The organism is Sphingomonas sp. (genome assembly GCF_019635515.1).
Lineage (GTDB): Bacteria > Pseudomonadota > Alphaproteobacteria > Sphingomonadales > Sphingomonadaceae > Sphingomonas.
The window spans coordinates 1,092,787-1,115,832 of sequence record NZ_JAHBZI010000001.1 but is presented as its reverse complement, the minus strand read 5'-3'; the positions used below and the strand labels follow the sequence as shown (position 1 = coordinate 1,115,832).

20 protein-coding genes are annotated in these 23,046 nt (G+C 64.4%); 9 read left to right on the top strand and 11 right to left on the bottom strand.

All coding sequences use genetic code 11. The features are described from left to right. Nucleotides 1–25 precede the first annotated feature (25 nt). On the top strand, nucleotides 26–1,042 hold the full coding sequence (locus KF730_RS05705; protein WP_294092820.1) for a cupin-like domain-containing protein: 1,017 nt from the start codon (nucleotides 26–28) through the stop codon (nucleotides 1,040–1,042). A gap of 241 nt (nucleotides 1,043–1,283) precedes the next feature. On the opposite strand, the gene KF730_RS05700 is transcribed toward KF730_RS05705, so the two are convergent. Next, nucleotides 1,284–3,431, bottom strand: coding sequence for an alpha-glucuronidase family glycosyl hydrolase (locus KF730_RS05700; RefSeq protein ID WP_294095750.1), 2,148 nt, complete (start codon nucleotides 3,429–3,431; stop codon nucleotides 1,284–1,286). A 124-nt stretch (nucleotides 3,432–3,555) separates the two neighbouring features. Between KF730_RS05700 and manD the strand changes: the two genes are divergently transcribed. The 4 genes from manD to KF730_RS05680 all read left to right on the top strand — a co-directional run bounded on the left by manD (nucleotide 3,556) and on the right by KF730_RS05680 (nucleotide 7,873). Continuing rightward, complete coding sequence (manD, locus tag KF730_RS05695; RefSeq protein WP_294092819.1) at nucleotides 3,556–4,767, top strand: D-mannonate dehydratase ManD; 1,212 nt, start codon at nucleotides 3,556–3,558, stop codon at nucleotides 4,765–4,767. 13 nt (nucleotides 4,768–4,780) lie between these two features. Further along, entirely contained in the window at nucleotides 4,781–5,911 is a 1,131-nt protein-coding gene (locus tag KF730_RS05690; RefSeq protein WP_294092818.1) for an endo-1,4-beta-xylanase, read from the top strand. A gap of 67 nt (nucleotides 5,912–5,978) precedes the next feature. After that, complete coding sequence (locus KF730_RS05685) at nucleotides 5,979–6,977, top strand: bifunctional aminoglycoside phosphotransferase/ATP-binding protein (protein ID WP_294092814.1); 999 nt, start codon at nucleotides 5,979–5,981, stop codon at nucleotides 6,975–6,977. Next, the gene (locus tag KF730_RS05680) at nucleotides 6,974–7,873 is read left to right on the top strand and encodes a 1-phosphofructokinase family hexose kinase (RefSeq protein ID WP_294092812.1); all 900 of its coding nucleotides are present in this window, start codon (nucleotides 6,974–6,976) and stop codon (nucleotides 7,871–7,873) included. Before KF730_RS05685 ends, KF730_RS05680 begins: the two co-directional genes overlap by 4 nt. Here the strand turns inward: KF730_RS05680 and KF730_RS05675 are convergent. The 6 genes from KF730_RS05675 to KF730_RS05650 form a co-directional block, all read right to left on the bottom strand. Continuing rightward, nucleotides 7,852–8,166 (bottom strand): metalloregulator ArsR/SmtB family transcription factor, encoded by a 315-nt coding sequence (locus KF730_RS05675; RefSeq protein WP_294092811.1) that lies wholly within the window; start codon nucleotides 8,164–8,166, stop codon nucleotides 7,852–7,854. The two genes, KF730_RS05680 and KF730_RS05675, sit on opposite strands and share 22 nt — an antisense overlap. Nucleotides 8,167–8,315: 149 nt before the next feature. After that, complete coding sequence (locus tag KF730_RS05670; protein WP_294095746.1) at nucleotides 8,316–9,236, bottom strand: formylglycine-generating enzyme family protein; 921 nt, start codon at nucleotides 9,234–9,236, stop codon at nucleotides 8,316–8,318. A gap of 169 nt (nucleotides 9,237–9,405) precedes the next feature. Next, the gene (locus tag KF730_RS05665) at nucleotides 9,406–10,083 is read right to left on the bottom strand and encodes a glutathione S-transferase family protein (protein ID WP_294092810.1); all 678 of its coding nucleotides are present in this window, start codon (nucleotides 10,081–10,083) and stop codon (nucleotides 9,406–9,408) included. Continuing rightward, complete coding sequence (locus tag KF730_RS05660; protein WP_294092809.1) at nucleotides 10,080–11,339, bottom strand: hypothetical protein; 1,260 nt, start codon at nucleotides 11,337–11,339, stop codon at nucleotides 10,080–10,082. Before KF730_RS05660 ends, KF730_RS05665 begins: the two co-directional genes overlap by 4 nt. Nucleotides 11,340–11,352: 13 nt before the next feature. Next, nucleotides 11,353–12,654 carry an MFS transporter gene (locus tag KF730_RS05655; RefSeq protein WP_294092808.1) on the bottom strand — a complete coding sequence of 434 codons (1,302 nt, stop codon included), beginning with the start codon at nucleotides 12,652–12,654 and terminating at the stop codon, nucleotides 11,353–11,355. Nucleotides 12,655–12,742: 88 nt separating this feature from the next. Next, entirely contained in the window at nucleotides 12,743–15,106 is a 2,364-nt protein-coding gene (locus KF730_RS05650; RefSeq protein WP_294092805.1) for a TonB-dependent receptor, read from the bottom strand. A 197-nt stretch (nucleotides 15,107–15,303) separates the two neighbouring features. Between KF730_RS05650 and KF730_RS05645 the strand changes: the two genes are divergently transcribed. The 4 genes from KF730_RS05645 to KF730_RS05630 all read left to right on the top strand — a co-directional run bounded on the left by KF730_RS05645 (nucleotide 15,304) and on the right by KF730_RS05630 (nucleotide 20,403). Next, the gene (locus KF730_RS05645) at nucleotides 15,304–16,056 is read left to right on the top strand and encodes a GntR family transcriptional regulator (protein ID WP_294092803.1); all 753 of its coding nucleotides are present in this window, start codon (nucleotides 15,304–15,306) and stop codon (nucleotides 16,054–16,056) included. Nucleotides 16,057–16,058: 2 nt separating this feature from the next. Further along, nucleotides 16,059–17,123 carry a serine hydrolase gene (locus KF730_RS05640; RefSeq protein ID WP_294092801.1) on the top strand — a complete coding sequence of 355 codons (1,065 nt, stop codon included), beginning with the start codon at nucleotides 16,059–16,061 and terminating at the stop codon, nucleotides 17,121–17,123. An 89-nt stretch (nucleotides 17,124–17,212) separates the two neighbouring features. After that, nucleotides 17,213–18,844 (top strand): carboxylesterase family protein, encoded by a 1,632-nt coding sequence (locus tag KF730_RS05635; RefSeq protein ID WP_294092800.1) that lies wholly within the window; start codon nucleotides 17,213–17,215, stop codon nucleotides 18,842–18,844. Continuing rightward, a complete protein-coding gene (locus KF730_RS05630) occupies nucleotides 18,841–20,403 on the top strand; it encodes an AMP-binding protein (protein ID WP_294092799.1) in 1,563 nt (520 codons plus the stop codon). The genes KF730_RS05635 and KF730_RS05630 overlap by 4 nt, the downstream gene beginning before the upstream one ends. Nucleotides 20,404–20,415: 12 nt before the next feature. On the opposite strand, the gene KF730_RS05625 is transcribed toward KF730_RS05630, so the two are convergent. The 4 genes from KF730_RS05625 to KF730_RS05610 form a co-directional block, all read right to left on the bottom strand. After that, complete coding sequence (locus tag KF730_RS05625) at nucleotides 20,416–20,559, bottom strand: hypothetical protein (RefSeq protein WP_294092798.1); 144 nt, start codon at nucleotides 20,557–20,559, stop codon at nucleotides 20,416–20,418. 95 nt (nucleotides 20,560–20,654) lie between these two features. Beyond that, on the bottom strand, nucleotides 20,655–20,987 hold the full coding sequence (locus tag KF730_RS05620; RefSeq protein ID WP_294092797.1) for a hypothetical protein: 333 nt from the start codon (nucleotides 20,985–20,987) through the stop codon (nucleotides 20,655–20,657). Between the two features lie 124 nt (nucleotides 20,988–21,111). Then, nucleotides 21,112–21,888 carry an RHS repeat-associated core domain-containing protein gene (locus KF730_RS05615; protein ID WP_294092796.1) on the bottom strand — a complete coding sequence of 259 codons (777 nt, stop codon included), beginning with the start codon at nucleotides 21,886–21,888 and terminating at the stop codon, nucleotides 21,112–21,114. Nucleotides 21,889–21,954: 66 nt separating this feature from the next. Further along, nucleotides 21,955–22,806: a hypothetical protein gene (locus KF730_RS05610; RefSeq protein ID WP_294092794.1), complete on the bottom strand. Its 852-nt coding sequence runs from the start codon at nucleotides 22,804–22,806 to the stop codon at nucleotides 21,955–21,957. Nucleotides 22,807–23,046 lie beyond the last annotated feature (240 nt).

Genomic DNA, 23,046 nt, shown 5'->3' with positions numbered 1-23,046 from the left:
TTAGGTTTTGATGTTGCAGGATAAAATGAACCACCAGGTCAGGCCAATCTCCGAAATCCATGATGTGACGCCCGCGCTCTTCCGCGAGCAGATCGTACCAGGCTACGCGCCCGTGGTGATGCGCGGAATCGCGCGCGGCTGGCCGCTGGTGGCGGCGTCGGCGCAAGGCGATCAGGCGGCAGCCGGTTATCTGCTTGGCTTCGATCGGGGCGCGACGGCGGAGGCGTTTGTCGGCCCGGCGACGATCAAGGGGCGCTTTTTCTATGCGCCCGACATGCGCGGCTTCAATTTCGAACGGCGCAAGGGTAGCCTGGCGGATCTGCTGCGCTATCTGCTGACCATTACCGGGCGCGAGGGTGCGCCTTCGGTCTATGCCGGCGCGCTGGAGACGCCCACCGCCCTGCCCGGTCTGGCCGAGGCCAATCCCATGCCCCTGGTCGAAGGGCTTGGGGCGGATCCGCGTATCTGGGTGGGCAACGCCTCGACGGTCAGCACCCATTTCGATGCTTCGGACAATGTCGCGGTGGTCGCGGCGGGCAAGCGGCGCTTCACGCTGTTTCCACCCGATCAGATCCACAATCTCTATGTCGGCCCGCTCGATCATACCATGGCCGGCCAACCGGCGAGCATGGTGGAACTGAACAGCCCCGATTTCAAGCGCTTCCCCCGCTTCCGCGAAGCGCTGGACCACGCGCTGGTGGCGGAGCTGGAGCCGGGGGACGGCATCTACATCCCGGCGTTGTGGTGGCATCAGGTCGATGCGCTGGCGCCCTTCAATGTGCTGATGAACTACTGGTGGGCGGACTCGCCCGACATGGCGGCGCGGTTCGATGCGATGGTGCATGCGGTACTGACCGTCAGCCATTTGCCCGAACCGCGGCGCGATGCGTGGCGGGCGATGTTCGACAATTTCGTATTCAAGCGACACGGCGAGCCGGCCGAGCATCTGGCACCCGAGCATCGCAGCGTATTGGGCGCGCCGACGGACAAGCTCCGCGCGTACATCAAGGGGTATCTGATGCGTGGTCTGGCGCGGCCGTGAGTCGATGCGATTCTTCGCGGCCGATAGGAAATGCGCGGCGTAGCTTCACACTTTTCATGTGAATCGTGAAACTTCGCTACTCGCGGACGTAAGGGTGACGAAGAGCAACGAGACGAGCACGGCTGGAGAGTGACGCATTTCGGCGGTGGAGGACAGCAAGCCGAAGTGCCGGGGCCAGGCCGTAACACCCGGGCCAACCTGTCACCCCGGAACAAGTCCGGGGTGACAATTAGGGTGGTTGCTACCGCCCCTGCCCCGGCGCGTAGCGATTGTTGATCGCCTTGTACCAATCGAGATCGTGCGGGGGCGCGGCATGGCCGGCAGGCAGCGGGCGCTTCGAGATCGACTGAAAATAGGCGATCGAGGCATCGCGCCACCATTTGGCTTCCTGGTGCTGGATGCCAAGGAAGTCGCGGACCTCGGACCAGCGGCGGGCGTCCACCTTGTCCTTCAGCCCGTCCCAGCGCGCCTGCATCGCCGCGACGGCATCGACACCGGCATCGTAGCGGATGACCAATTCATCCCAGAGCGTGCGGCCCGACTGCATCTTGCGATCCCAGGGCAGGTGGTGGAACCACAGCAACAGGCTTTCGGGCACCTTCCTGGGATCGCCCCAAACCTTGGCGACCTGCGGCGCATATTGGCTCAGCGCATTGCTGCCGGTCCTGGTCCGGTCAAAGCCGATCCCGCCGGCATCGGCCTTGTGATAATAGACCGGGTTCCATTCCGGGCGCGCCAGATCGGCGACCCATGGGCCAGGGCCATAATGGTGGCCGGTCGCCATCAGGTGACCGAGCCCCAGCGGCGTCATGTAATCGACGACCGCTTCGTGCGAGCCCATCATCATCGCGACGACCGGATCGACCAGGGCGGGATCATTGCCCCAGGTCAGCCCCGCCCAATCGCGGGCGATCTTCTCGGCGGACGCACCCGGATCCCAGGCGAAGCGGCCGAATGCGTACCAGTTCGCCTGATCGAATTGCGAGCCCGACCAGTTCACATCGCTGCCGATATTGGCGACGCCGGCCATTCCGGTGACGGCGACCGGCTTCTCGATCACCTTGGCGACGGTACTGCCCCTGGCGGGGCGGAAGGTGTCGGCCTCCAGCGCCTCCTCCCACATCGGCCCGAGATAGACGAGGTGCGTGGCGAAGCCGAGATATTCCTTGGTGATCTGGAATTCCATCATCAGCGGCGTCTTCGGCATCGCCCCGAACAAGGGATGGAAGGGCTCGCGCGGCTGGAAATCGATCGCGCCGTTCTTGACCTGGACCAGCACATTGTCACGGAACTTGCCGTCGAGCGGCTGGAACTCGGCAAAGGCCTGCATGTGCCGATCCTGCGCGTTCTCGGCCGCATAGACGAAGGCGCGCCACATCACGACGCCGCCATGGGGTTTCAGCGCATCGGCGAACATATTGGCGCCATCGGCATGGGTGCGGTGATAGTCGTTCGGCCCCGGCTGGCCTTCCGAATTGGCCTTGACCAGAAAGCCGCCGAAATCGGGGATCACCGTGTAGATCTCGTCGATCTTGGCCTTCCACCACGCCGCGACGCCGGGATCGAGCGGATCGGCGGTCTTCATCCCGCCGATCTCGATTGGAGCGGAGAAGCGCGCCGTCAGATAAACCTTGATGCCATAGGGCCGGAACACTTCGGCCAGCGCCTTCACCTTCACCAGCCATTCGGGCTTGAGGACTTCGGCATTGGCGTTGACGTTGGTCAGCACCACGCCGTTGACGCCGATCGAGGCATTGGCCCGGGCATAATCGGTATAGCGCGGATCCTTGTAGCCGGGCAGCTTCTGCCAGTCCCAGATCGACCAGCCGGCATAGCCGCGCTCGACATGGCGATCGAGATTGTCCCAATGGTTGAGCACGCGCAGCTGGAGCTTGGGCTTGTCGGCAATGTCGAGATTTTCGAGCGGCTTCCCAAGCTGGACGCGCTTGAGGAACGCGAAGACGCCGTAGAGGACGCCGACGTCGGTGTTCGCGGCGATGATGGTGATGCGGGCGCCGTCGACAACCGCGCTGCGGATCAGGAATCCCTCCCTGCCGAGAGCCACAAGCGGCTGGCGGAGCGCGGCGATCTCCGGTGCATCCGCCGGGGTGCCGATCAGCAAGGCGCCATCCACGATACCGCTGGTACGCGCCACGCCATGGCCGAGCATACCGGCCAGACCGCGTTGCAGCTCGGAAAGCGCCGCGTCGGCGGTGGCGGTGCGGCCCGGCGCCACAATCGACTTCACCACCCCCTCAGCAGCGGCGCGCCGCCCGGATTCCAAGGCGGCGTAACGCAGCCAAAGGTCATAGCCGGTTTCCGCATGCGATTGATTCGGCACGCCAAAAACCAAAAACGCAGACAAAATTGCCAGCAATATCCGCTGCATAGCCATCCACTCCTCCTGGCAGTCGCGCGCCGCCGTTGACAAGCTGGTAGCAGCTTGCTTTTGGTAGCGCTACCAACACGGCGTTTTGTCATGCGCCGGCAATGGAGGGGGTAACCAGGCGCGCATGTCCGAGATCGTTTCCGCGCGCATTATCGTCACCTGCCCCGGGCGCAATTTCGTGACGCTGCGCATCGAGACGCGCGACGGCGTCCATGGACTGGGCGACGCCACGCTCAACGGGCGCGAGCTTGCGGTGGCCGCGTATCTGACCGACCATGTCATTCCCTGCCTGATCGGGCGCGACGCGCACCGCATCGAGGATATCTGGCAGTATCTCTACAAGGGCGCCTATTGGCGGCGCGGCCCGGTGACGATGTCGGCGATCGCCGCGGTCGACATGGCGCTATGGGACATCAAGGGCAAGGTCGCCGGCCTGCCGGTCTATCAATTGCTCGGCGGGGCCAGCCGCGAGGGCTGCATGGTCTATGGCCATGCCAATGGCGCGACGATCGAGGAAACGATCGAGAATGCCGTCGCCCATGTCGAACAGGGCTATAAGGCGGTGCGATTGCAGTCAGGGGTGCCCGGGCTGGCCGCGACCTACGGGGTCGCCAAATCGGGCGAGCGCTATGAGCCCGCCAATGGTTCGCTGCCGGCGGAGAGCCTGTGGTCCACGAGCAAATATATGCGCTCGGTCGCGCCCTTGTTCGCCAAGGCGCGCGATGCACTGGGCTGGGACGTGCATCTGCTCCACGACGTGCATCACCGGCTGACCCCGATCGAGGCCGGGCGGCTCGGCAAGGAGCTCGAGCCCTATCGCCCCTTCTGGATCGAGGATCCGACCCCGGCCGAGAACCAGACCTCGTTCCGACTGATCCGCCAGCACACCACGGCCCCCCTCGCGGTGGGCGAGGTGTTCAATTCGATCTGGGACGCCAGGCAACTGATCGAAGAGCAATTGATAGATTATGTTCGCGCGACGATCGTCCATGCCGGGGGCATCACTCATGTCCGCCGCATCGCCGCTTTGGCGGATATCTATCAGGTCAAGACCGGCTGCCACGGCGCCACCGACCTGTCGCCGGTGACGATGGCGGCGGCGCTGCATTTCGGCCTGTCAGTACCCAATTTCGGCATCCAGGAGCTGATGCCGCACACCGAGCTGACCGATGCGGTCTTTCCGCATGCCTACACCTACAAGCATGGGATGATGCACCCGGGCGACAGGCCCGGGCTCGGGGTCGAGATCGACGAGGAGCTGGCCGCGCAGCATGAATACAGACGCGCCTATCTCCCCGTCGCGCGGCTCGAAGACGGCACGATGTTCAACTGGTGAGCGGAGAGAGGCGATGATCACGAGACGCGAGATGCTTGCCGGGACCGCGGCGATGGGCGCCGCCCTGCCCGCCTTCGCACAGGATGCGGGGAGCGGGCTCAACGCCGCTGCCAAAGCAAAGGGCATGCGCTTCGGTTCGTGCTTCGCATGGAGCCCGGCAGGCGCGGACCGGGGCTCGTTCGCCAACCCGGCCTATGCCGCGCTGCTCGAGCGCGACTGCGGCATCCTGGTGCCCGAGAACGAATTCAAGTGGCAGGCGACGCGCCCCGACGCCAAGACCTTCAATGTCGAACGCTTCGCCGACATGCTGGCCTATGCCGAGAGCAAGGGAATGCCGGTGCGCGGGCACACCCTGCTGTGGCACAAGACCGAGCGCTTTCCGCAATGGCTCAACGACTATGATTTCGGCGCGACACCCGCGAAGGAAGCCGAGCGCATCCTGACCCAGCATGTGAAGACGATGTGCAAGCTCTATGGCGCGCGGCTCTACAGCTTCGACGTGGTCAACGAGACCATCGACGAGCAGACCGGGCTGCAACGCGGATCATCGCTGTCCAGGGCCTATGGCGGCGCCGATGCGATGTGCGACCATGCCTTCCACGTTGCCCGCGAGCACGCGCCCGGCGCGCAGCTGGTGTACAACGATTATATGAGTTGGGAGGGCGGCGAGAAGCATCGCGCCGGCGTGCTGCGGCTGCTCGAAGGCTTCAGGAAGCGCGGCGTGCCGTGCGATGCGCTCGGGCTGCAATCGCATATCTGGGTGAGCGGCGATCACAGCGTCGCCCAGCAGGTGAAGGATCAGGAAAAGGGCTGGCGTGACTTCCTCGATGCCGTGACGGGCATGGGCTACACGCTCGAGATCACCGAGCTCGACATCAACGACAAGCGCCTGCCGACCGACATCAAGGCGCGCGACGCCAAGATCGCCGATTACATGCGCGCCTATCTCGACGTGACGCTGAGCTACAGGCAGCTGCGCGACGTGCTGGTTTGGGGGATGTGCGACAAATATGGCTGGCTCAACGGCTTCAGCCCGCGCGCCGACAAAAGCTATCAGCGCGCGACGCCCTATGACGAGCATTTCCAGCCCAAGCCGATCTACACCGCGATCCGGCAGGCATTCGAGGCCGCGCCGGCGCGCTAGAAAAAGCCGCTGTCGTGCGTTCATCTTTTGCCTGCTAGGGAAGCCGGGAATCGGCGGGAGGCGGAGAATGGCGGCGGCGGCCGCACAGCGCGAGGCATCGCTAGCGGCCCTGCTCGGCGAGGGCGGACTGGACGCGGCCGCGATACAGGCGCTGACCGATGCGATCGGCAAGGAACATGGCGCTGCGCCGCGCGCGGACGGAAAGGCGTTCCTGCATTTGCTGGAGACTGCGGCGCAAGCTCCTGCGCAGCAGCTCGAATTGAAGCGGCACCGCGCGCAGCTCGACCGCCGCATCCGGGCTGGCCGCATCCGCGCGCTCGATACCGGCGATGAGGATATTCTCCACGATCTGGCCTTGCCGCTGGCCGCATTGGTCGGGCTGGGCCGCACCGCCGAGGCCAATCTGCTCGCTAACCGCTATCTCGACGTGACGCCGCAGGGAGCGACCGGCTGGGCGTTGCTGCCGCTCTACCTCTCGCTGCGCGCCGCCGACGCCGGGGTGGCCGACGCGATCCTCGCCCCCGCCCCGCCCCGGCTGGTCGCGATCGGCGGGCTTTCGGGAACCGGCAAATCGACGCTGGCGCGGCTGAGCGGCAACCGCATGGGACGCCCGCCCGGCGCGCGGGTGCTGCGCTCAGATGTGTTCCGCAAGCGGCTGGCCGGCGTGCCGCCGGAAACACGGCTGCCGCCCGCGCATTATACCAGGCTGAATGATCAGGACACCTATCAGGCCTTGTTTGAATCCGCCGACGACCACCTCGCCTGCGGCAACAGCGTGATCATCGACGCGGTGTTCATGAACCGCAGCGAGCGCGACGTGGCGGCGGCGCTGGCGCATCGCCACCGCGTGCCCTTCACCGGCATCTGGCTGGAGGCGCCCGAGCGCGACCGGCTGGCGCGAGTCGCGGAACGCTCCGGCGACGCATCGGACGCCAGCGTCGAGGTTGCGCGCGAGCAGTCGCGCCGCCCGGTCGGCGTGCTGGCCGACTGGCATCGCATTCGCGTCAACCGCCCGATCGAACTGATCGTCGCCGCCGCGCGCGGCGCGCTGGAGCGGCGGCGGTGATCGCGACGCTGACGCTCAATCCCGCGCTCGACATCACCACCTGCACCGACAAGGTGCGCGACACCCACAAGATGCGCTGCACCGCGCCGCGGCTCGATCCCGGCGGCGGCGGAGTCAATGTCGCGCGGGTGGTCCACGCGCTGGGCGGTGAGGTGACCGCGGTGTTCCCGCACGGCGGTCCGGCGGGCGAAACCTATGTCGGATTGTTGCGCGAGGCCGGAGTGCCGATCATCCCGGTGAAGATCGCGGGCGCGACGCGCGAAAGCTTCACCGTCGATGAGGGCGAGACCGGGCTGCAATATCGCTTCGTGCTGCCGGGGCCTACGCTGAGCACGGCGGAGATCGAAGCGCTGCTGGAAGCGATTCCCGCGGCCGAACTCATCGTGGCGAGCGGCAGCCTGCCGCCCGGATGCGATCCGGGCATCTTCAGGCGGCTGGGCGCGCTGGAAAGCAAGCTGATCGTCGATACCTCGGGCCCGGCGCTGGCCGCGTGCGAAGGTGCCGGCATCTATCTGCTCAAGCCAAGCCTGCGCGAGGTAAAGGACCTGCTCGGGCAGCCGATCGAAAGCGAGGACGACGAGCTGGCGGCCGCCCGCACCCTGCGCGTGCGCGGCTTTGCCGAAGTGATTATCCTGTCGCTTGCCGAGCGCGGCGCGCTGCTGGTGGCGGACGGCGTCGAGCTGCGGATGCCGGCGGTCGAGGTCGAGACCAAAAGCGCCGTCGGCGCGGGAGACTCGATGGTCGGCGCGGTGACGCTGGCGCTGGCGCGCGGCAAATCGCTCGCCGACGCGCTACGCTATGGGATCGCGGCGGGGGCGGCGACGCTGATGACACCCGCGACCGAGCTTGCCCGGCCGGAGGATGTCGAACGGCTTTACGCGGCGAGTTCGCCCTGAGGCGCGTTGCAGAACAGCCCGTGCATCGCTTCGAGCATCTTCTCCGCGTCCTTGCTGGCGAGCGAATAGAAGATCATCTGACCCGAACGGCGCGACGCGACCATGTTCTCGCGGCGCAGCAAGGCAAGCTGCTGCGACACGGCGGTATCGCGCGAACCGGTCAGCCGCGCGAGTTCGCCGACAGACTTTTCGCCATCGAGCATGTGACACAACAGGAGCAATCGGCTGCGCCCGGACAGGGCCTTGAGGAACAGCGACGCTCGGTCGACTACAGCAATCATATCGTCTTTCACGGGCGGACAGGTATGTATGATCGCGCCCGATGGCAACCGGTATCACCCGGAAAGCACAGGTTTTTTGCGATGAAATGGTCATTGCAGGTATTCAGCGGCGTTGAATTGTCCGGGATGCTTCCAGCCCGTTTCCACAGGGTTGCCAGAGGCTAGCCAGCCACCCTCCGCGAGACGCAGCGGAAACCGATATGGCTGGTCGCGCTGTCGATCATCTGGGGATGGCGCGCGGCCGGGCGATAGCGCTGGCAGTAATTGACCGCGCACAGATGCGATCCGCCCTTCAGCACCTTCCGCCCCGTCCGCAGGCCGACCGCGCCCGGATCGTAGCTCTCGCCGATCGTCGCCCCGCGCGGATTGACCGCCTCGCAACACCCGCCCCGGCTCTTCACCGGCTGCGGCGTGCCATACCAGTCGCGCGTCCATTCCCAGACATTGCCGATCATGTCCGACAGCCCATAGCCATTGGCCGGAAAGCTGCCCGCCGGCGTGGTGCGGAACTGCTCGTTCTCCTTGAGCGTCGCGAAGGGGAACATGCCAAGCCAGTAATTGGCGAGGATCGCGCCACCGGGCGCCAGTTCGTCGCCCCAGGCATACTCAGCGCCTTCCAGCCCGCCGCGCGCGGCATATTCCCATTCGGCCTCGGTCGGCAGCGCCTTGCCCGTCCATTTGGCATAGGCCTCGGCATCCTCGTATGCGACTTGGACGACAGGATGATCCTCCAGCCCTTCGATCGAACTGTCGGGACCGGTCGGGTGCCGCCAATCGGCGCCGGGCACGAACGCCCACCACTGCGAATGATCTTCGAACCCGACCGGCACGGGGGTGCGCTGGAACACCAGCGACCCCGCCACCGCCAGCGCAGGATCGAGCCCGGGATAGTCGCGGGGATCGGGGGGAATCTCGACAAGGGTGCGATAACCGGTCGCATCCACGAACGCGGCGAAATCGGCATTGGTGGCCGGCTTCACGTCAATCCAGAACGACGCCACCCGCACCTGGCGAAGCGGACGCTCCTCCTCGTAGAAGCGCTCCGATCCCATCACGAAGCTGCCGCCTTCGATCAGCTTCATGCCCATATGGTCGATCGCACGGTCGGCATTGGGGGAGGTCTTCATCAACCGCATCCTAATGCGTGGTCCCCTCCGCCTCCAGTCGCGGATCACGCAATGTCGGTCGCGGGGTCCAGATCTTGCCAAGGCCAGCAAAGCGCTGTCGGCCCCGGCATTTGTCGATGCCCGATCAACCGCTCGTCAGCCGCCCCGATGCCAGAAAGGGCATAGTTTCCGCATCACCTGCGCTCGCCGCCTTTTGCGCCGCCTTTGCCGCGCGGAAGCCGGGGCGAGCGGCGAGACGCTCCCAATATGCCGCGATTTCCGGACTGAATTTGTGATCGAGCCCAACGTCGCGGGCGAACAGCAGCGCATAACCGACGCACAGATCGGCCATGGTGAAGCGGCCCGCGCAGAGCCATTCGCGGTCGTGCAATGCGCGGGTCAGGTGGCGAAGGCGCGACAGAAACCATTGGGTATAGTCGTCCACCGCCTGCTGGATGCGGCGCTCCTCCGGTTCGAGCTGCGTGTAGCGCAGGACGATCGTCAGCGGGTAGGTCAGCGTCGCTTCGCTGCGATGGAGCCAGTCGAGCCACAAGCCATGGTCGGGTTCCTCGACGCCGACGGCCAGGCACGAGGGCCCGTAATGTGTCGCGAGATAGTGCGGGATCGCCGCGGATTCGGTCATCCGCACATCGCCGTCGATCAGCAAAGGGATCGTGCCGAGCGGATTGATCTCGAGATATTCGGGCTGGTGCATGCGCGGCGGGAAGGGCAGCATGTGCAAGCGATAGGGAAGGCCCATCTCCTCCAATGCCCAGAGCGCGCGGAACGAACGCGCATCCATGCAGTGATACAGCTCGATCATGCCTTTGCGGCCTGCCCCAGCAAGGTCTGGAACGCTGCGCAGGTCGCAGCGACACTGGCCGGATTGACGCAACGGGCGTCATCGTCGGCGACATGATGGAAGCGGTGGAGGCCGAATACCCCCGCGACATTCCTGTATCCGGCGGCGACGATTTCGGTCAGCTCGCCCGCGGTGAGTTTGTCGGTGGAATAAGGCGCCTCATAGCCGGGATGGCCGGCAAAGGTCTGGCGCACGAGTGGCAGCAGGGCCGGGCTGACCGAAATATAACGCTGGCTGTCGATCCCGGGCAGCGGCTGGCCGCCGATCTCATGCCAGTCACGGGCCGCGACATTGGCGCCGAGATGCAGCCAGAAATGCGTGTCCTCCGGCTTGGGCGCGGTCTCCTCCAGCGCTTCGGCGGCGCCGAGATTCTCATATTCATGGCCGGTATTGCAGACAAAGGCGAGGTTGTGGCCGGTCAGTGCCTTGCTCGCCCAGCGCGCCAGCCACAGCCAGGCGGCGATCCCGCCGCCACGCTCGCCGGCGCAGATATACCAGCCCGAGCGCGGCGTGGAGACGACCAGCCAGCGGGGCTTGCCGCGATCGATCCGGCCGATGAAATTGACCGCCGGGCGGCGGCCCCCTTCCCCGATCAGATGGAGGGTCGCTTCGGCCCGGTCGAGCGCGGCGTCGATAAACGGGCCGGCATCCTTTGGGGCGAGCAGCGCGACGGGGCCCGCGAACATCGGCTTGCGGCCATCGGCGTTGAGCGCGATTACCTTGCCGCTCGGGCCGTTGGTGATCGCGACCACCGCCCTGGCGCCGGCAGCGAAGGCGGCCGCGACCGGTTCGCGAATCGCCTTGGCCATCGCGGTCGACCAGCGGCCATAGGGCAGATCGAGCAACGCAATCGCACCGGCAAGCGAACCTGCCGCCTTGCCACCGGCGTTTACGCGGACCAGCGGACCGGTAAGCCCCTCGGGTGGCGTGGGGATAACTATTGGCTGGGGCCAAACGGCTGCCTTTGCGGCGCCGCAGGCAAGTTCGCAGCGCTGCGGCGTGAAGAAGGGCGTCGAGACTTCCTGCCGGTCGATCCTGAAGCCGAGTTGCCGGAGTTCGGCCTCGAGCCAGGCACCGGCGGCGGCGTCGCCCGGACCGCCAGCCTGCTTGCTGCCAAAGCCGATATATTTGTCGAGATCGGCGGCGACCTGGGCGATGCGATCAGCGGAGATGGTATGTGCCGCCGCGGCGGCGGGAAGGGCCGCGCTGCCGGCCAAGAAACTGCGCCTGCTAGGCATGTCGTGCTTCTCCGGTCATCCCCTTTCCGAGCAGGATGACGCAGACCAGCGATATCACGCAAGTTGCGGCGAGATAGAGCGAGATCGGCAGGCTCGATCCATAATGCGCGAACAAGGCGGTAGCGACGATCGGTGCGAAACCGCCGCCCACCACCGATCCGATCTGATAGCCGAGCGACGCGCCGGAATAGCGCACCTCCTTGGGAAACAGTTCGGCGAACAGCGCCGCCTGGGGGCCGTACATCAGGCTGATGCAGATGAGGCCAGTGGCGATGGCGGTGGTCACGGCGATCGGCGTGCCGAGCTCGATCAGCGGGAAGACGATGAACGCCCAGGCCCCGCACAGCACTGCGCCGAGCATGAAGATACCGCGCCGCCCGAAGCGATCGGACAAGGCGCCGCACACAACCAGCGCCGGGATCATCGCCAAGCTGCCGATCATCACGGCACCAAGCAGCACTTCGCGCGCAATGCCGGCGCTGGTGGTGCCATAAGCGACGGCATAGGTGATCGCGATATAGAAGCAGACATTGTTGGCGATGAATGCGCCGCCGGCAAGCAGCACGACACGCCAATGCTCGCGCAACAGCGTGGCCAGCGGCGAGGATGGCCGGGTGTCGGCGGCAGGCTGGGCCGGGGTCTCATCCTCCGGCTCGTCGATCGTCCAGTGGATCAGCAGGCCGATGAAGATCAGCGCGATGCTGATCAGGAAACCGATCCGCCAGCCCCAAGCGAGAAACGCGTCCGAATCCATCGACGCGCTGACGATCAGGAATACCGTGTTGGCGAGCACCACGCCGAGCGGCACGCCGACCTGGACGAAGCTCGAATAAAATCCCTGTCTGTTCTTCGGGGCGCTTTCGATCGCCAGAAGCGCCGCGCCGCCCCATTGCCCGCCGACCGCGAGACCCTGGAGGAAGCGGAGAACGACCAGCAGGATCGGGGCGAGGCTGCCGGCAGTCGCGTAGCTGGGCAGGCAGCCGATCAGCGTGGTCGCCAGGCCCATGACGAACATCGCCAGCACCAGCGCTTTCTTGCGGCCATGCCTGTCGCCGAAATGGCCGAACCAGGCACCGCCGAGCGGGCGGGCGATGAAGCCGACAGCGAAGGTGCTGAACGCCGCCATCTGCGCGACGAACAACGGCATGTCCGGCGAGAAGAACAACTTGGGAAAGACCAGCGCGGCGGCGGTGCCGTAGATGAAGAAATCATACCATTCGACGGCGGCCCCGGCGGAAGCCATCCCGGCGACCTTGATGCTTGGCTTGCCCGTCGGCGGTTGCTGCGTTGCCAAGCTGATTTCTCCTGAAGCGATTAGTATCGAAGATGCGGCGCTTAACAAGCCGCCGGTCCCGGATGCTCCGGGACCGGCAAGTGGGAGACTACCAACGATAGGACGCGTTCAGGCCAATCGTGCGGGGCTTGTTGTAGCGCACCGAAAGCGGCGAGCCGGCCTGGAGGAACTTCAACACCTGGATCTGGCGATCGGTGATGTTGCGGACGAACATCGCGACCTGGAACTTGTCGATATTGACGCCGAAACGCGTACCGAAAATGTCGAAGTCGGTCATCGGGATCGCCGGGGTGGCAAGGGTGGTGGTGTCCTGGAAACCGCCGCGCTGGCCCGCATAGCTGAAGTTGATGAAGGCGTTGGCGTGGTTACCGATCGGATGGCGGTAATCGATCACGCCGGACATCGTCCAATCCGGAATCTGCGCGACCGAGCTGTTGAGCGTCGGCAGACCAGTGACGCCGGCCGGGATTTTTACGAAATGCGCGCGCTGCGTGGCGGCATTGGCGTTGATCGAGAGCAGCCCGCCGGCGAGGCGGAAGCGGCCATCGAGCGCCAGCGAAATGCCCTTGGCCTCGATCGTGCCGCCATTGACGTTGAACTGCTGGCCGCCGGTGCCGCAAGCGTTGGTGACGGTGCAGCCGTCATTGATGTTGGTGATCGCATCGCTGGTGCGCGACAGATAAGCGGCGAAGCGCGCGAAGATGTTGCGCGTCAGGTTCGATTTGATGCCGGCTTCATAGCCGACCGTCGTTTCGTTGCCGTAGGTGAACTTGTACGGGTTCGGTGCCGCGGCGTTGAACGAGCCATTGTTGACGCCACCGGCGCGGTAGCCCGTGCCGACCTTGGCGTACAGCAATGTGTTCATCGATCCGGGGATCTTGTAGCTGGCGGTGGCGGTGAACACCGGCTGATCCGACTTGTAGACGAAGGTTGTCGGCAGGCGGGTGTAGTTGGTGGTGTAGAGCGCGTACACGAACTGGGTCGCGGTCTTGTAATCGTGCGACAGGCGTGCCTCGCCTACCAGCTGGAGATTGCCGAGCTTATAGGCGAGCGAGGCATAGCCGGCGAACGAATAGATGCGCTGCTTGGTGTAGCTATCGGTGCCGAAGACCAACGGAAAGGTCGCCGGGCAGTTCAGCGAAGTGGGTAGCGGCTTAAGGCAGACCGGCTGGGTCGGCGTGCCGGTGCACACGCTTTGCGTGACCAGTGTGAAGCCGCAGGGCGAGGAGGCGATCATCAGCCGATAATCGTCATCCTGGTGCAGCGCCTCGGCGCCTACGATCCAAGTCAGCTTGTCGCCCGCGGCTTTGCCGGTCAGGTGGAGGTCCTGATACAGCGTGCGATCGACGACATTGGTATGGACCTGGGTGAACGGATAGATGCCGAGCTGACCCTGTTGACGAAAGGTCTGCAGCGTCGCGAAATCAATCGCCGCGCCATAATGCTGACTCGAGCGCCAGCGCGTCGCCATCGTCGTCGATTCCAGCGTCGCGAAGCCCATGTCGTAGCTGACGCTCAGCATCGATCGAATGACCTTTTGCTGCAGTTCGTCCTTTCCGTCGTGTGGCAAGACGTAGCGTGACTGGTAGTAGCCTAGCGGCAAGGCGGCGTTGGTGCCGGGCTTGATCGTCAGGCTGTTTACGAAGCTGGGCAGCTTCAGATCCTGGCCCTCGACCAGCAGGGTCACGTCGAGCGGCCCCGAGCGGTAGCGGATCTGGCCGCGGCCATTGAAGCCGCGCGTGGTGTCGTAATATTCGCGGTGCACCGGATTGTAGTAGAAGCCACGGTTCTGCCCATAGACTTCGCCGCCGACGCGGACCGCGACGGTATCGCTGACCTGGGTGTTGATCACCCCGGCGACGCGTAGCTGGTTCAGCCCGAACGTATAGCCGCTGCGGACATAGCCGCTCTCGTTGAACTTGGGCTTAGCGAGAACGATGTTGATCACGCCGAATTCGGAATTACGCCCATAGAGCGCGCCCTGTGGCCCTTCCAATGCCTCGACCCGGTCGATATCGAAATAGTCGAGCGTCTTGAAATTGCGGCCGCCAAGCGTCGAGCTGCCGACATAGGCGCCGTTGACGAACAGGCCGACCCCCGAATCCGCGCCGGTTGCGCGCGCCGTTCCCGAACCGCGGACCGATACTTCGGCGAGATTTTCGCTGGCGAGATCGTTGAAGCGCACGCCGGGCACGGTGCTGAGCAGATCGCCGGTTCCGGCGACCGGGCCCTTGGCCTCGAGCTGCTCGGCGGTCACTGCCGAGATCGTGCCGGGCACGTCACGGATATTCTCTTCGCGGCGGCGTGCGGTGACGATGATATTGCCGTCTTCCGCGGCAGGCGTGACCGTGGCGGGTTCGGCGGTTTGTGAATTGCTGTCGGCCGTCTGTGCAAATGCCGGTGTGGCGACGACCAGCGCAAGCGTTGCGGTCGTGGCAAGAAAATCTCGCATGCATCCTCCCATTGACGCGCATTTTTGCGGCGCCGAGGCACTTTCATCGAACGATCGCCGGGCAATGTCAAATAGATTGTACGACAATTTTAATATAATAGATCGACAAAGGGCTTGCTCGTGGCGGTATGCAGCAATAGGAATGGCGTCGCAGGATCGGTAGAGAAGATGCCGAATCCGATAATTTTGAGAGAGGCATGTCCTTGGTTGAGCACCATGAATCGATATCTTCTGGTGCGAAGGGTGCCGACGATATCGCGCACGCCCTGCGGCTGCAGATTCAGGGAAGCGAATTGGCCCCCGGCGAATGGCTGCGCGAGGCGCGCCTATGCGCAGAGTTCGGTGTCGGCCGCTCGATCGTTCGCCGTGCGCTTGGCATTCTGGCCGATGACGGACTGATCGAGATCGAGGAAAATCGCGGCGCGCGGGTTTCGGCGACGACCGTCGAGGAAGTGTTCGATCTCTACGAGACTCGCGCCGCGCTATATGGCTTGGCCGCGCGCTTCGCCTGCATGCGCGCGTCGGATGCGGCGATCCGCCACATGCTTGTCAATATCGATCGCATGCTGAGCGATGCGGCGAGCGGTGTTCCCGCTGAACAGATCATCGCCACCAGCGAGGAAATCTTCAGCGAGATGGCCGAATCGGCCAGCCCCGATGCGCAGAAAATGATCGAATCGGTTCGCCGCAAGACCCGTTTCCACTTTTCCTACGTCGCCCTCGCGCTCACCGCCAATGGCCCCGGCCCCTATGCGCATTGGCGCAGCGTGCGCGCCGCGCTGGTTGCGCGCGATGCCGACAAGGCCAGCCAGGCAGCCCGCGACATCCTCTATTTCATGCAGGGCGAGGTCGCCCGGATCATGCTGGCGCATGGCTCACGGGTCCGGGAGGACTCGCCACTCCCGGCAGCCGATCCCGCCATCAAGCGCCGCGCGGCGAATCGGAGGTGAATATGGGTGCGATCCACAAGACGGTATTGCTCGCCGGAATGCTGCTTGCGACGCCCGCCGCACCGGTCGTCACGCCGGCGCTCGCCGCGCCAGCGGATGATCGCGCCGCGGCGATGACCAAGGTGCTCGATTATCTGCGCAACCAGAACAGCACCGGCTTTCTGGTGGTCCAGGATGGCAAGGTGCTGGTCGAGAAGAATTGGCCCGCGCCCGAGGGCAATCCGGTGTATGCCAATTTCGTCTATGGGAAGAGCGCCAATGGCGCGCTGCTCGAAGACGTCGCGTCGCAGCAAAAGAGCTTTGTCGCGGTGCTGATCGCGATCGCGGCCGACAAGGGGCTGGTCGATGTCACCAAGCCGGTCTCGGCCTATCTCGGCGAGGGCTGGTCCAAGGCTTCACCCGAGCAGGAAGCACGGATCCGGGTGATCGACGTGCTGACGATGAGCAGCGGCCTGACCGAGAAGTTCGCCTATGCCGCCGATCCCGGCACGCGCTTCGTCTACAACACGCCGGTCTATGCGATTTCCAAGCGGATCGTCGCCGCCGCCGCCAAGCTGCCGCTGGATACGATCACCCGCGACTGGCTGACGGCGCCACTGGGGATGAACGACACCGCTTGGCGCAAGCGTCCGGCGGCGCTGGCTTCGGTCGGCAACGATACCGGGCTGGTCACCACTCCGCGCGATACTGCGCTGTTCGGGTTGATGGTGCTGCATGGCGGGATCGGCAATGACGGCAAGCGCATCGTCTCCGAGGCGCAGCTCAAGGCACTGTTCGAGCGCTCGGCAACCAACCCGGCCTATGGCCGGCTATGGTGGTTGAACGGCAGTGAATATACGATGCGGCTGGTGACAACCGGCGCGGGCGGTTCAATCGAATCGCAGCGCAAGGAGGGCCCGCTGATCGCAGCCGCCCCCGCCGACACCGTCGCCGCGCTCGGCGCGTTCGACCGGCGCCTGTATGTCGTGCCCAGTCTCAAGCTGGTGGTGGTACGGACCGGCGCGGCGGCGGGTGACAAGGATTTCGACAATCAATTGTGGCTGCGGCTGATGAAAGCGATCGGCTAGCCGCGCTTCGCACCGAATGAGCAGCCCCGCGGGACGGGGCTAGCCGCCAACCAGTCAGTGGGAGGGGAAGGATGGCGTTTGCCTGTCGCATGGCCGCATGGAGCGCGGCGCTGATCTGCGGAATCCCCGGGAGCGCGCCGGGGCAGCCGGTGGTGCGCGCGCCGGCGGGACCGGTTCGTGGGGTCGAGGCCGATGGCCAGAATGTCTTCAAGGGCATTCCCTACGCATTACCGCCGATCGGCGCACAACGCTGGAAGCCACCTGCCGCAATGCCGGCATGGAGCGCTGTGCGTGATGCGACGCGGTTCGGCCCGGCCTGCCAGCAGGCGCCCTATCCGGCCGGCAGCATCTATGCCGAAACCTATGCGGCGATGCGTGAGGACTGCCTGTCGCTCAACATTTGGGCACCCAGGAACGCGAAGAAGAGGCCAGTGCTCGTGTGGATCCATGGCGGCAATCTGGTGCGCGGCGCATCGAGCCAGCCGATGTTCGATGGTGCGGCGCTGGCCAGGCGCGGTATCATCGTCGTCTCGATCAATTACCGCCTCGGCATTTTCGGCTATTTCGCGCATCGCGAATTGAGCGCTGAATCGCCAGACGGGGTCTCGGGCAATTATGGCCTGCTCGATCAGATCGCGGCACTGCGCTGGGTCAAGGCCAACATCGCTTCGTTCGGTGGCGATGCCGGCAAGGTGACGATTGCCGGCGAATCCGCCGGCGGGCTGGCGATCCTGCATCTGCTCGCCGCACCCCAGGCGCGCGGACTGTTCGCCCGGGCGATCGTGCAGAGCGCATCGCTGATGAATATCCCCGAGCTCAAGACCGACCGGTTCGGCCTGCCCTCGGCTGAGGCGACCGGCGACCGGCTGACCGTGGCGATGGGCGCCAGGAGCCTGGCCGATCTGCGCGCGATCGACGCGCCCACGCTGGTCGCCCGCGCCACCCAGGCGCGTTTCGCCTCGACGGCGATCGTCGACGGCAAGACGCTGACCCGCCAGCTGATCGATACCTTCGATGCCGGCGAGCAGGCGCGCGTGCCGCTGATGACCGGCTTCACCGCCGGTGAAATCCGGACGATGCGATCGATCCTGCCCGGCCTGCCCGACATCGCGAAGTTCGACGCCGGACAATATGAGACGGCAATCCGCAGGAACTACGGTGAACTCGCCGATGCGTTCCTGCAGTTCTATCCGGCGAGCGATATCGAAGGCAGCATCTTCGCCGCATCGCGCGACCTCTTTTTCGGCTGGACCTCGCAGCGGCTGGTGCGCAGCCAAGCGGCGATCGGGCAGCCGGCCTATCTCTATTTCTTCGATCACGGCACGCCCGCCGCCGATCAGGCCGGGATCCACGCCTTCCACGCGTCCGAAGTGCCGTACATGTTCGGCACGATCGACCGCGTCAGCGCGCTCTGGCCGGCGATTCCCGACACGCCCGGGGAGCGCGCGCTTTCCACGGCGATGGTCGATTATTGGGCGAGCTTCGTCAAATCCGGCTCGCCCGGCGCCCAGCGCCAGCCCGCCTGGCCAGCGCACAACAAGCGCGCCGCCTATATGCGCTTTGCCGGCGCGCCACAGCTCGCCGCGGACCTGTTCCCTGGCCAATATGCGCTGCACGAACAGGTCATCTGCCGCCGCCGCGCGGCCGGCAATGTGCCGTGGAACTGGAATGCCGGAGTGATCGCCCCGCCACTCGCTCCCGCGACGGAGAAATGCCGATGATTGACGGCAGCATCCAGGCGTTTCCGCTGACGCTCAACCGCATCCTCGATCATGCGGCGAAATGGCATGGCGATGCGCAGATTGCGACCGCGACCGATCACGGCATCGTCCATATCGGCTATGCCGCGCTCCGCGAACGGGCGCTGAGAGTGTCCGCCGTGCTTGCCCGCTTCGGCGTCGTCTTGGGGGAACGTGTCGCAACGCTGGCGTGGAACAGCCAGGCGCATGTCGAGACCTGGTACGCGATCATGGGCATGGGCGCGGTGTGCCATACGCTCAATCCGCGGCTGACCGCGACCCAGCTGGCGTGGATGCTCGGCCAGTCCGGCGCGCGCATCCTGGTGGTCAGCGCCGATCTGCTGCCGCTGGCGCGCAAGATCGCCGCGGAAGCGCCGGACCTCGAGCGGATCCTCGTCATCGACGGCGACGCCGGGGAAGCCGAAGCGCTGGAGGCGCTGATCGCATCGGCATCCGCGGACGTGAAATGGGGCGAGTTTGACGAGACCGCGCCAAGCGGGCTGTGCTTCACTTCGGGTTCGACCGGCGCGCCCAAGGGCGTGACCTACACGCATCGTTCAAACTTTCTCCACACGCTGCGGCTGCTGCAGGCCGATGTGCTCGGCGCGCGCAGCGTCGATGTGGTGATGCCGGTGGTGCCGATGTTCCACGCCAATGCCTGGGGACTGCCCTTTGCGGTACCGGCCGCGGGCGGCAAGCTGGTCCTGCCCGGGCGCCACACCGATGGCGCCAGCCTGGCGCGGTTGATCGCGGCGGAGGAGGTTTCGATCGCGGTGGGCGTGCCGACGGTGTGGCTCGGCCTGTGCGAGCATCTCGAGGCCAGCGGCACGACCGTGCCGTCGCTCAAGCGGATCGTCAGCGGCGGCGCGCCGTTGCCGCCGGCGTTGATGGAGCGGATCGAGGGGCAATTGGGCGTCACCGTCCAGACCAGCTGGGGGATGACCGAACTGTCGCCGGTCGGCACATTCGGTGTGCTCAGCGATGCGGTACGCAGCGCCGCGATGTCGGGCCGTCCGGCGCTGGGTGTCGATCTGATGCTGGCCGATGAGAGTGGCGTGCCACTGGCCGAGCAGCGCGATCGGGAGGGCCGGCTGCATGTTCGCGGTGGCGCGGTGATCGAGCGCTATTTCGGGCAGGAGCGGCCGGTCACCGATGCCGATGGCTGGTTCGATACCGGCGATCTCGCGCGAATCGACGCCCGAGGCAATCTGATGATCACCGGCCGCGCCAAGGATCTGATCAAGTCAGGCGGCGAATGGATCAATCCGGCCGAGATCGAAGCGGTGATCAGCGCGCTGCCGCAGGTTTCGCTCTCCGCGGTGATCGGGCGGGCCGATCATAAATGGGGCGAGCGACCGATCCTGCTGGTCGAACTGCGCGAGGATCAGGACATTTCGGACGAAGATCTGCTCGGATCGCTGCGCGGCCGGGTGGCTTCGTGGTGGGTGCCCGATGCGGTGATCCGCGTGCCGGGCATGCCTTTGGCTTCAACCGGCAAGATCGACAAGACCCGCCTGCGCGCGATCTATTCGAACCATTAGTAAGAGGGATTTTCAGTGTTGCTCACTGATCGCGTCGTCATAGGTGTAGGCGATCGTCCCGTCCGAGGTCAGGTTGCCGTTGCTGTCATAGCCATAGCTGTTGCCACCGACCATGCTGTACTGGTTCAGACCGTTGGCGGTGTAGCTGCGCGTCACGCCTCCCACCGGATAGTCGGTGAACGCATAGGCATCGTTGTGCAGCTTGAATCACATCCGAACCGCAAGGCAAATCTTGTTTATGGATCCCGATACTAGCTGGGCCGTCTGTAAATCTCAGAAAAAACTTCGGTCAGTGAATAATCAATATCCTCATCCTGTGAGATAGCGAAGTGCTCCCACATCACAGTGCGTGAGAATGGATAAAGACGATCAAGTACATCTGGCTCTGCCGAAAAAACGCTAAACCTCTCATAGCGATCAAATAGCATAATGCTTTCTGTATCGCGATCTCTTAAGTAAAAGTTTGAAAAAGACTGCGAGAAGCACAACTGCTGCACTCGATCATAGAGATCTATAACATCATTATCGCTCCAATTAATCAAATTACTACCGACACATATATCAAAATTTCTCTTGATGGCCATAGTGCCGCGCAATGACAGCCATCTACTCAAGTCAAGCAAATTCAAAGAATATGGCAAGCATATCCTTTGCGACTTCATCAGGAGGTGCCAGTTTCCGAAATCTTGCAAAATAGACATGGTTACTTTACTCGCTAAACCGTATCTTTATATTTTGTGTTTTACGAATGATCGAACCGGTCTCGGTTACTTCACGACTGATACGGATGTTGGTTTGTCGGGTACCATCCCGCAACGTCCGCGTGCTCATTTGAATTCTGCTCCCGTCTTGCAAGCGCCCAAGACGCCCTCCATCCTGAGCGACGGATTTACCGCGCGTAAGGCCCTCGAAGAGTCTTGTCGCGGCGGTCTCTCCCCCACTCATAACTCCCTGCCACGTTTTTTGGCCGCTACTTCCGCCCGTTCGTTGAAGGCCACTAGCCAATCTCTCTAGAGCAAAAAACGCGCGTGGGAATGAGCCTCCCGCCCATGCGAGACCACGCGCGACCACTAGTTCGGGCGCAATAAGAAGTGGGCCCGCCACTAAAAGAGCCTGTACCGCTCCATTGAAGCGTGCACTTGCATAATCTCTACGCTCCTGCGCGGACAACTCTAGCAGAAACGACGCATCGAGCTGGGCTTCCAACTGGTATTCTGCGCTTTGCTTGCCTGTCGGATCCCGCTTATTGACGGGGTCGTTCCCGACATAAGCATAGAGGTTGACCTGATCGTCATACCCAATCGGGTCCGTTTGCATGAACCGTCCCAGCGTGGGCGAGTAGATGCGGGCCTTATAGTAGTACATGCCCAGCTCGGGGATCCAGGCTTGGCCGGTGTACTGGAACCGCCCGGCATTGCCCGAGCCCGGGATGCCGTACTCGTCATAGCTGTTGATGATGATGGCGTTGCCCGCGCTGTCGGTCACCGCGGTGATCGAGCCCTGATGGTCGCTGTACAGGTAACGCGGCGAGGATACCCCCGAGCCTTCGTATCACACCAGCGGGTCGTCCTCGCCGTCGCTGTGGACGTAGCGGCGCAGCAGGTTGCCGGATGCGTCATACTCCGCCGTCAGCTGGTCGCCGTCATAGAGGAACCGCGTCGTGCCGGTGCTGGCCTTGTAGGTCTCGTAGAGGCGCCCGAGCGGGTCGTAGACGAGGTTGGCGCCGGTCGAAGTCACCACCAACCGGTTCTCGGCATCGTAGGTATAGGCGATCACGCCGTCCGAGGTCAGGTTGCCGTTGCTGTCATAGCCATAGCTGTTGCCGCCGACCACGCTGTACTGGTTGAGCCCGTTGGCGGTGTAGCTGCGCGTCACGCCGCCCACCGGATAGTCGGTGAACGCATAGGCATTGTTGTCGCGGGTGCGAGTGACGACCTGGCTGGCGGGGTTGTAGGCGAACGTCGCCGTCACGTCATAGCCGGTCCCGGCGAGATCGCTCGCCGCGCTGCTCAGCCGCGAGATCCCGTCATAGCCATAGGCGGTGGCATTGCCCCAGCCGCTGCCGTTCCAGCGGTCCATCGCAAACATCCGCCCGTTCGCGTCGTAATATTTCTGCAGCGTCGGGGTCGTGAGGTTGAGCGCACTATAATAGGCTCGGTCGAGCCCGTCATGATAATCATAGAAGTAGTTGCCGTCGGGATGCGTCACCTTGGTGCGGTTGCCGTTGGCGTCGTATTCATAGGAGGTGACCGTGATCGGCGCGCCGGTATCGCAGGTGGCGGTGCTGCTCCCCGCATAGGTCTGGCACAAGGTCTCGGTATCCGGCAGCCAGATCGGCAGGCCGGTCGAGACCAGAGTGCCGCCCGAGTTCTTGATGTACGCGCTCTTCTGGACATAGGTCACCAGCTTGAGCGGCCGCGCCGCACCCGAACTCGGTGCCGGAAGGTTAGGCGAAGGTTAGGCCAAGGACGCGGTTTTGCATGAAGGCGCTACGCGGTGGCTCGCCGGCGCTCGCGTTTGCGGGGGGGGGGGGGTATACGATGGGAAAGAGCGGGCCGCTTCACGACCGCTCGACTGGAGCAGGTGGAATCCTACTTTGCAAGCAGGCAAGTGACTTCGTTTGCTTAGTACGCCCGTTAACGC

Bases quoted from the DNA above. Each gene is read 5' to 3' on its own strand.
- KF730_RS05705 (WP_294092820.1), top strand. From the start codon at position 26: ATGAACCACCAGGTCAGGCCAATCTCCGAAATCCATGATGTGACGCCC.
- KF730_RS05700 (WP_294095750.1), bottom strand. From the start codon at position 3,431: ATGCAGCGGATATTGCTGGCAATTTTGTCTGCGTTTTTGGTTTTTGGC.
- manD (WP_294092819.1), top strand. From the start codon at position 3,556: ATGTCCGAGATCGTTTCCGCGCGCATTATCGTCACCTGCCCCGGGCGC.
- KF730_RS05690 (WP_294092818.1), top strand. From the start codon at position 4,781: ATGATCACGAGACGCGAGATGCTTGCCGGGACCGCGGCGATGGGCGCC.
- KF730_RS05685 (WP_294092814.1), top strand. From the start codon at position 5,979: ATGGCGGCGGCGGCCGCACAGCGCGAGGCATCGCTAGCGGCCCTGCTC.
- KF730_RS05670 (WP_294095746.1), bottom strand. From the start codon at position 9,236: ATGAAGCTGATCGAAGGCGGCAGCTTCGTGATGGGATCGGAGCGCTTC.
- KF730_RS05665 (WP_294092810.1), bottom strand. From the start codon at position 10,083: ATGATCGAGCTGTATCACTGCATGGATGCGCGTTCGTTCCGCGCGCTC.
- KF730_RS05650 (WP_294092805.1), bottom strand. From the start codon at position 15,106: ATGCGAGATTTTCTTGCCACGACCGCAACGCTTGCGCTGGTCGTCGCC.
- KF730_RS05645 (WP_294092803.1), top strand. From the start codon at position 15,304: ATGTCCTTGGTTGAGCACCATGAATCGATATCTTCTGGTGCGAAGGGT.
- KF730_RS05640 (WP_294092801.1), top strand. From the start codon at position 16,059: ATGGGTGCGATCCACAAGACGGTATTGCTCGCCGGAATGCTGCTTGCG.
- KF730_RS05635 (WP_294092800.1), top strand. From the start codon at position 17,213: ATGGCCGCATGGAGCGCGGCGCTGATCTGCGGAATCCCCGGGAGCGCG.
- KF730_RS05630 (WP_294092799.1), top strand. From the start codon at position 18,841: ATGATTGACGGCAGCATCCAGGCGTTTCCGCTGACGCTCAACCGCATC.
- KF730_RS05620 (WP_294092797.1), bottom strand. From the start codon at position 20,987: ATGGCCATCAAGAGAAATTTTGATATATGTGTCGGTAGTAATTTGATT.